Origin of the sequence: Desulfonatronospira sp. (assembly GCA_003563255.1) — a bacterium.
Taxonomy (GTDB): Bacteria; Desulfobacterota; Desulfovibrionia; order Desulfovibrionales; family Desulfonatronovibrionaceae; genus Desulfonatronospira.
In genome coordinates this window covers 1-8,444 of record PWSL01000355.1, presented here as the reverse complement: position 1 = coordinate 8,444, position 8,444 = coordinate 1, and the positions used below count along the sequence as shown (strand labels likewise).

General features: G+C 50.4%; 3 protein-coding genes. 2 read left to right on the top strand and 1 reads right to left on the bottom strand.

The window, feature by feature from the left end; all coding sequences use genetic code 11:
* Window positions 1–225 precede the first annotated feature (225 nt).
* Complete coding sequence (locus tag QZP87_RS10300; RefSeq protein WP_291322836.1) at window positions 226–6,741, top strand: AAA family ATPase; 6,516 nt, start codon at window positions 226–228, stop codon at window positions 6,739–6,741.
* A 61-nt stretch (window positions 6,742–6,802) separates the two neighbouring features.
* On the opposite strand, the gene QZP87_RS10295 is transcribed toward QZP87_RS10300, so the two are convergent.
* Entirely contained in the window at window positions 6,803–7,378 is a 576-nt protein-coding gene (locus QZP87_RS10295; protein ID WP_291322835.1) for a GNAT family N-acetyltransferase, read from the bottom strand.
* Between the two features lie 105 nt (window positions 7,379–7,483).
* Here QZP87_RS10295 and QZP87_RS10290 point away from each other — a divergent pair, with 105 nt between their 5' ends.
* Window positions 7,484–8,407 carry a diguanylate cyclase gene (locus QZP87_RS10290; protein WP_291322834.1) on the top strand — a complete coding sequence of 308 codons (924 nt, stop codon included), beginning with the start codon at window positions 7,484–7,486 and terminating at the stop codon, window positions 8,405–8,407.
* Window positions 8,408–8,444: the final 37 nt, after the last annotated feature.

The following is an 8,444-nucleotide window of genomic DNA, read 5'->3' as shown; positions in this document are numbered from 1 at the left end:
TTTAGGCTTCCCGTGCCAGAGAAGATCTTTTTTGGCACGGGCAACTTCGTTGCACATCCCAGTGAAACCAGCTACGCTGAAACTACGTTTGTTTCACGGGACAGGCGGGCGGCTTTGCCGCTCACGGTTGAAGAGTGGTGCCTGGTTTTCTTTCGGCGGTGATTACTGACACCAACTGAATGGTTACAAGACTGTAATACAACAGCTGTTCCCTCTGGAGTACATGTGACCCCTGAAAACCTGCAAGGCAGAATTACAAATAACATTCCGCCAGAATATGAGGTTCTGGAAAACCTCTACACTTCTCAGTCCTCCATGGTGCTAAGGGCCGTCTGCAGGCAAAAAGGCCACAAAGTGGTGCTGAAAATCCTGGAAGGCCCCCTGGCAGACAGCCGAAAACTGGCAGAACTTAAGAATTATTTCAAAGTTCTGAGCCGGATCAGTCGAAATTCCCTTGAAGTAATAAGACCGTTCGCCCTGGAGCGCTACGGAGATATGATTATCCTTTCAATGCAGGACACGGGTGGCTCCTCCCTGGACAGCATCCTGGCAGAGCGTGGCAAAATCCATGATATTACAGAGTATGTCACTTTGTGTCTCAAAATTTTTCACCAACTGGAAATAATTCATATAAACTGCTTTATCCATAAAAACATCAATCCCGGCAACATCATATACAACTCCCAGACCGAGGTTGTAAAGATAATCGATTTCAGCCTGGCCACGTCATTGACCCGTGAAGATCTGGGCTTTTATCCCATATCAACCATCAGAGGTCTGCCGCCCTATATCTCTCCTGAACAGACAGGCAGAATAAACCGTGCCCTGGACTATCGAACGGATTTCTACTCCCTTGGTGTGACCATGTATGAGCTCTGGACGGGTGAACTGCCATTCAGCGGCAGGGACGCACTGGAAGTGATACATGGTCACATAGCCATGCAGCCGTGGGATCCCGGGGAATTGAGGGCCGGAACGCCTCCAATGCTTTCCAGCATCATCCTGAAGCTTCTGACGAAAAACCCTGAAGAACGCTATCAGAGCCTCAAGGGGCTTAGACACGATGTGAACCAGATCTCTAAAACGCCATACATTCTGCAAGCCAATAATTTTGTACCGGGTTCCAGGGATATTTCCCAGCACTTTCAGATTCCTGACAGGCTTTACGGCCGCCTTCAGGATGTACAAAGGCTTATTGCCACCTATGAGAGGGCTGCCTCAGGTACCAGTGAAATGGCTTTCATAGCGGGGCCTTCAGGTTATGGAAAAACCTCACTGGTCAGAGAACTGTTCAAGCCGGTGATGCGTCTGAACGGCTGCTTTATTTCCGGAAAGGCTGAACCCTTCAAGGAAAATATTCCATACTTCGCCATATCCATGGCCTTTCAGGATCTGGTACGTCAAATCCTCTCAGAAAGTAAGAGCAGAATCTACCACTGGAAAGCCCGCATCCTGACTGCAGCCGGGAGAAACGCCCGGGTCCTGACAGACATAATTCCCAACCTGGAACTTATTATCGGCCGGCAGCCGGAACTGGAAGTCCTGCCGGCAGCTGAAACACAGAACAGATTCATCAACAGCTTTGTAAATTTCATGAAAGTGGCCTGTCAGCCTGAGCATCCACTGGCTTTATTCCTGGATGACATGCAATGGATGGATGTTTACTCTTTAAAGCTCCTGGAAACTGTTCTTGAAGAGCCTGACATTGAGCACTGTTTTCTCCTGGGGGCCTACCGTGACGATGAAATTGACCGGAACCACCGGATCACAGAAATTCTGGCCGCCCTGCAACAACGTGGAGCCAGCCTGATAAGCCTTGCCCCTGTGAGCCTTGCGGATACAGCCGAACTGCTGTCCCAGAGCCTGTACAGTTCTGTGGACGAAGTCTCTTCCCTGGCCCGTGTCTGCAGGGACAAAACAGGTGGCAACCCCATGTTTTTAAGACGCTTTCTGGAATTGATGCATGAAAAAGGCCACATCTTTTTGAACCGTGAAAAGCAGGTCTGGCAATGGAACCACCAGGCCATTGCCGGAGAAAACATATCAGACAACGTTGCCCAACTGATATCCCGCAAGCTGCATCAGCTTCCAGGGAAATGCGTCGAAGCCGTAATTTCTGCAGCTGTGCTGGGGAGTCAGTTTTCCCTGGACCATCTTTCATTAGTGCTCAAGCTTTCACGGCCAAACACCCTGGATTATTTGCAACCTGCAGTGGAAAAGCAGGTATTACTGCCTGCAAATTATGATTTCAGCACCATCCTGATGCTGTCCGGCAGAAGTGAACTGGACAGTTCAGAACAGGTACAGTTCAGGTTCGCCCACGACCGAGTGCACCATGCAGCCCTGGACCTGGCTTCTGACTTAGAAATTGAACAGATCCACCTTCAGGCCGGCAAAGCAATTCAGGACAATATTCCCCATGTGGAACAAAGTGAACTGCTGTTCTCCATGGTTACGCATCTAAACGCCGCTCTTGAGCTTGTGCAGGATGAACAGGAACTGCAGAGGCTTCTGCAATATAACTACTCGGCAGCCATCAGGGCCAGAGATGCCGGGGCATACGCCCAGGGCCTTTTTTTCATTAACACCGCAGTCAGGCTGCTGCACCCACGGTCCTGGGATATGAACTACGATTTTACTGTAAAAATCAAAAAGCTGCAGGCGGAACTCGAGTACCTGAACGGCAACTTTTCAGCCTCCCGGGAGATTGTCGAACAGGCCATAAGCAAAGCCCTGCCAGGTATGGATCGCAGCGAGTTTTATTACCTTCTGATCCTGCAGCATCTCTTGAGATCCAGGTACAAAGAGGCCTTTGAAATCGGGGAAAAAGCCCTGGCCGAATTCAACATCTTTATACCTCACCAGGAGCTGGATCAGGAACTGGCCCGGCAGTTCGCGGAGCTCGATGAAAAAGTCCCGGGAGAAGATGCCTCCAGCCTGGAAAATCTTCCGGACATGCACGATCCCCGCATGCAGTCACTTATGAAGCTGGTGCAGACCATGACACCTGTGGCCTATTACACCTCTGAAAAACTTTTCACCTGGTTTGCGCTGCTGGGCATTCAGATCACAGTTGCACACGGCAACACCCCCCAGGCTTCCACCAGTTATTGCTGTTGGGGCATTATGCTGGCCCTGGCCTTTGGAAGGGTGCACAAAGGGTACGCCCTGAACCGCATGGGCCTGGATGTAGCCCTGAAATTCGATTCCGGAGTGGATATCTGCAGAGCCTGCAATGCCTTTGGAGCTTTTCTGCACCACTGGTGCAGACCCATCAGGGATGCCCGGGAACTTTTTTCCATGGGCCACAAACACGGGGTGGCCTCCGGGGAAATGGAATTTTCCGGGTACCTGCTCCTGCATGAAATTGAAGTCATGCTGTACAGCGGAGAAAGCCTGCATGAAATTTTGAATGTCTTGGACACACCTGAGGATTTCGGGAAAAAAACCCGCAACAGGCTGCTCATAAGGGCCATTGAAAGCATTGATTCCATTTTGACGAAAATGCAGGGACAGGAAAAAGGCTGTGATGACCTTAGACCCGGAAACTCGACAGAAGAGGATTTCATACAGGACTGTGTAAACAACAGCCTGCACCTGGTTCTGTTTCAGCATTACTGCTTCAAGGCCATGCTGTGCTACCTGCACGGTGATTCCCGCCGGGCTCTAAAGGCAGCCCGCAACGCAGAAAAGTATATCCAGTCCGCGGTGGGGCTTTTTTCAACCGCCGTGCACAACTTCTACACTTCTTTAATCCTGACGGACCTCTATGATCTAAGTCCCCATGAAGACCAGGAAAGCATCCTGCATGAAATTCAGAACAGGCAGCAGCAGATGTCCACCTGGGCCGGCAACTGTCCGGAAAACTTCTCTGCCAAGCTGCTTCTGTCCCAGGCGGAAACGGCCAGAATCAACAAAGATATCTTAAAGGCCATGGAGCTGTATGACCAGGCTGTCGAAGATGCCCGCAAAAACGGTTTCGTGCATATAGAAGGCATGGCCAACGAGCGTGCCGCGCGATTCTGGCTGGACTGCAACAAGACGGATTTCGCAGCCGTGTACATGGACCGGGCCAGAACCTGTTATCAAATCTGGGGAGCCGGATCCAAGTGCAGAATGCTGGAAAAGGAATGCGCCGGCATATTCAGACCCGCACCCGCTTCCAGTACACGGGGCACCTTTGACCTTCTGACTGATGAAAGACGCGTGGAACCAGGCCTGGACATTCAGACCCTGCTCAAGGCCAGCCGGGCCATTTCAGAAGAAATTCATCTGCAGAAGCTTCTTGGCAAGTCACTGAGAGTAATCGTTGAAAACGCCGGTGCCCGCAAAGGAGCCCTGGTCCTGGCCAGACCTCAATGGTTCATCAGAGCTGTAGCACATCTTTCAGGCAAGGTGACAGTACACGGTGGAATTGACATGGAATCCGAACTTGCTGATTCCATGGTGCCTTCATCCATTATATCCTACGTCATTCGCACAGGCGAAGATCTGCTTCTCAGAAATGCCGCCGCAGATGTGCGTTTTGCCAAATCCCCCTATGTCCTCAGAGAAAACCTGCAATCAGTGTTCTGCTTCCAGGTCAGACTGCATGCACAGCCAGTGGCTTTATTTTATCTTGAAAACAATCTTGTGGAGGACGCATTTATCCCGGAACATCTGGAAATTATCCGGCTTCTGGGCTCTCAGGCCGCCATATCCATTGAAAATGCAGGTCTTTACGCCAATCTGGAACAACAGGTCAAGTTACGTACCCAGAAACTGTCAAAAACCATGAAGGATCTTAATGAAGCCAAAGAAAGGGCGGAAAGCTCCACTAAGTCCAAAAGCGCCTTTCTGGCCAATATGAGTCACGAAATCAGGACCCCCATGAATGCTATCCTGGGCATGACCCACTTGATGGCTCAAACCGAACTGTCAGCGAGACAGAAAAAATTCGTGGACAATATCCAGTCCGCTGCCGGCTCCCTGCTCAACATCATTGATGATATCCTGGATTTCTCCAAGATTGAAGCCGGAAAGCTGCATATCGAGGAACAGCCTTATGCCCTGGATCATGTTCTGAAGAATCTCATCAATGTCATGGGATACAAGGCCGAAAAAAAAGGTCTGGAAATTCAGGTACACAAAAAAGACGATGTGCCGGCATTTTTAATGGGCGATCCTGCACGCCTGGGCCAGGTTCTAACCAACCTGCTGGGCAATGCCGTCAAGTTTACAAGTCAGGGAGGTATTATCATATCTGTGGGACAGCAGTCAGACCGGGCCTTAAGCCCGGAACCTGGAGAGGTGGTGACCCTGCTTTTCAGTGTCAGTGACAGCGGCATAGGAATGACCCTGGAGCAGAAGCAGCTGCTTTTTGAGCCCTTTACTCAGGCTGATGCATCCATAACCAAAAAGTATGGAGGAACCGGACTGGGGCTGGCCATCTGCAAACAGCTTGTTGAAATGATGGGGGGCCGCATCTGGGCTGAGAGCAATCCTGGAAAAGGCAGTACGTTTTACTTCACCACTGTGGCTGAGGTTGCTTCAGGGCAGGATCATATCCCCATTAGACAGGACGCCTGGAATCTCAAGGCAGTAGAGCCTGCCCTGCAGCAAAGGAAACCGGATCTGAGCCGGGCAAAAGTTCTGCTTGTGGAAGACAATGAAATCAACGCCGAAATCATCAATGAGCTTCTGATGCAGTACTCCATTACAGTAGAACATGCCCGTAGTGGCCGGGAAGGCCTTAAAAAAGCTGCCAACCGGGACTTTGATCTTATTTTAATGGACATTCAAATGCCTGAGATGGACGGACTGGAAGCCACTAGAAAAATCAGACAGATTGAGTCCGGGGAGTTGAATGGCAGACGTGAGATTCTACCTGCGCCGGATCCGGAGCAGGATCAGGAAGAATCAGGACCTGAAAAAACCAGGGTGCCCATCATCGCCCTGACTGCATACGCCACGGCCCAGGACAGGGAAGGCAGCCTGAAAGCCGGAATGGACGATCATATTAACAAACCTGTTGATCCGGGCCTGCTTTTACAGATGCTGTTACGTTATCTGCCTGAATCGAAAATCATATACCACGAAGATACCAGCGAACTCCAGCAGATTCAGGAAGACGTGCAAGAGTTCCCAGACCAGCCCGGCCCCATTGATTTTCAGGCCGCTCTGGCCCGCTGCAACTACAATCCGGCACTTCTGAAACGACTTATTTTGAATTTTAAAGAGAAATATTTTCAGGCCCATAAAACCATTACAAACCTGATTGCAGACGGTGCAGTGCATGAAGCCATGCAGATGGCCCACAGCATCAGGGGAGTAGCCGGCAACCTGGAAGCCTCAAGCCTGTTTGAGGCAGCCGGCAGGCTTGAAAAGGCCCTCAAGGCACCGGATAAACTGGATCAGGATGAACTGAACCTTTTACTGGAGGTATTCAGGGAGGCTGTAAACCAGACCCTGGAAGCGGTTTCCAAGCTGCAGTTGGATACATCCCCGCCACCTGTTTCCAGTCCCGGTAAATCCCGGACTGAAATTCAGCCGGAGGCCCTGGCGGGTAGGCTGCAGAAACTTTCCGGGCTTATACAGAACAACAGCCTAAATGCCCGCAAAGAATTTGCAGCCTTGAAGCATGATATTGCTCTAATTGACGTAACACAGGCCCGGATCATGGAGAAAAGCATAGATGAACTGGACTTTGACACTGCTATGCAGAGCCTGAATAAAATTTTAGATGCTTTGAATTCTATTTAATGGATTGCGGGCATGGCTCGCTTCAGATACCTGTGACTCTGGTCATTTTCAAGAATTCAGGTTACTTCTTAAGCATGGGGTACATGACAGGTGAGTTGCCTCTCTGAATACTGCCCAGCAGCTCAAATCCGAGACGTTCATAAAAAGGGATACTGCGGGCAGAAGTGCTTTCCAGGTAAACCGGCAGACCGTCTTCTTGACATTCTTTGAGTGCAAAACTGCATAGAGCGGTGCCATACCCCCTGCCCCGGCATGCCGGATCAACTGCTGACCAGGCCAGATGCCAGTGAGGAACTTCAGGATGAAAAGCCTCCATGGCCTCGTAAACCGCCATTAGATCCGGCAGGATATGTTCGGGAACATATTTCTGATTGAGCTCAAACAGGCCCTCAAAATCCGGTAAAACACCAGGCGGCAGCAGCTGGACCACAGCTGAATGACCTTCAAGGCAATAAGCACTGCCATGTTCGAGACTACGCCCCCCAAAAAAGCGGGCTATGCCAGGCATTACTTTCAGGTAGGTAGAAGCATCGGGAAATGACCAGCGCAGAACAGGATCTCCGCTGAAAGCCAGGACCATAAGATCCAGAATCTTTTCCTCATCACTTGCAACAGCCTTGCGTATATCTGGAACCACTTTTTTTCTCCTTTACAACTATTTTGGTGTACTCTATGTATTCGAGAGTTGAGAATAGTGATGCACCTGCAAAAAGTCGGGAAATGTAAACATATGAAGCATATAATGAAACCGGATTTAAAGGGACGCATTCTCGTCGTGGACGACGAACCATCCAATGTGGAACTCATAGCAGGCGTATTTGAGAATGTGCACGATGTTCAGTTCGCTCTGAGCGGCAGGAAAGCCCTTGAACTTGCGGCTTCCAACCCTCCCGACGTAATCCTTCTGGATATCCTTTTGCCGGAAATGGACGGCTACCAGATACTCGAACACCTGAAAAACGATCAGCATACCGCAGACATTCCAGTCATATTCATTACCAGCCTGGGTGATACCGAGGCGGAAACCCGCGGACTGGAAGCAGGAGCCCGGGACTACATCACCAAGCCCATTAATTCTTCTGTACTCAAGGTTCGTGTAAAAAACCAGATGGAGTTGAAGCGCAGCCGGGATCAGCTGGCCAGGATGGCCCACAGTGACGGCCTGACCGGACTGGCCAACAGAAACCGGTTTTATGAAATATTGAAACAGGAACATGCCAGGCATATGCGATCCGGAAAACTGATGGGTATCATAATGCTGGACATCGATTACTTCAAGCTTTTCAACGACACCTACGGCCATGTTCAAGGCGATGAGTGTCTGCGCCGGGTTGCAGAGGCCATTGCCTCAGGTCTGCAGCGCAGTACCGATCTGGCCGCCAGATACGGGGGTGAAGAGTTTGCCTGCATCCTGCCTGAGGTCACGTCTCAAGAAGGAATATTTAAAGTAGCCCAGCGCATTCAACAAAATGTATCAGACCTGCAGATACTCCATGCTCAATCAGAAGTGTCAGATCATGTAACCATAAGCCAGGGTCTGGTCATTACCTGCTGCACCGCCGACACAACCCTCGAATACTTAGTCTCCCTGGCGGATCAGGAGCTTTACCGGGCCAAGCAGCAGGGACGCAACCGCATCTGCATGACCATGAACAATGATTGTTGACTGATTCATTATCCGGGAAATACTCAGCCACATCCGG

Bases quoted from the DNA above. Each gene is read 5' to 3' on its own strand.
- QZP87_RS10290 (WP_291322834.1), top strand. From the start codon at position 7,484: ATGAAACCGGATTTAAAGGGACGCATTCTCGTCGTGGACGACGAACCA.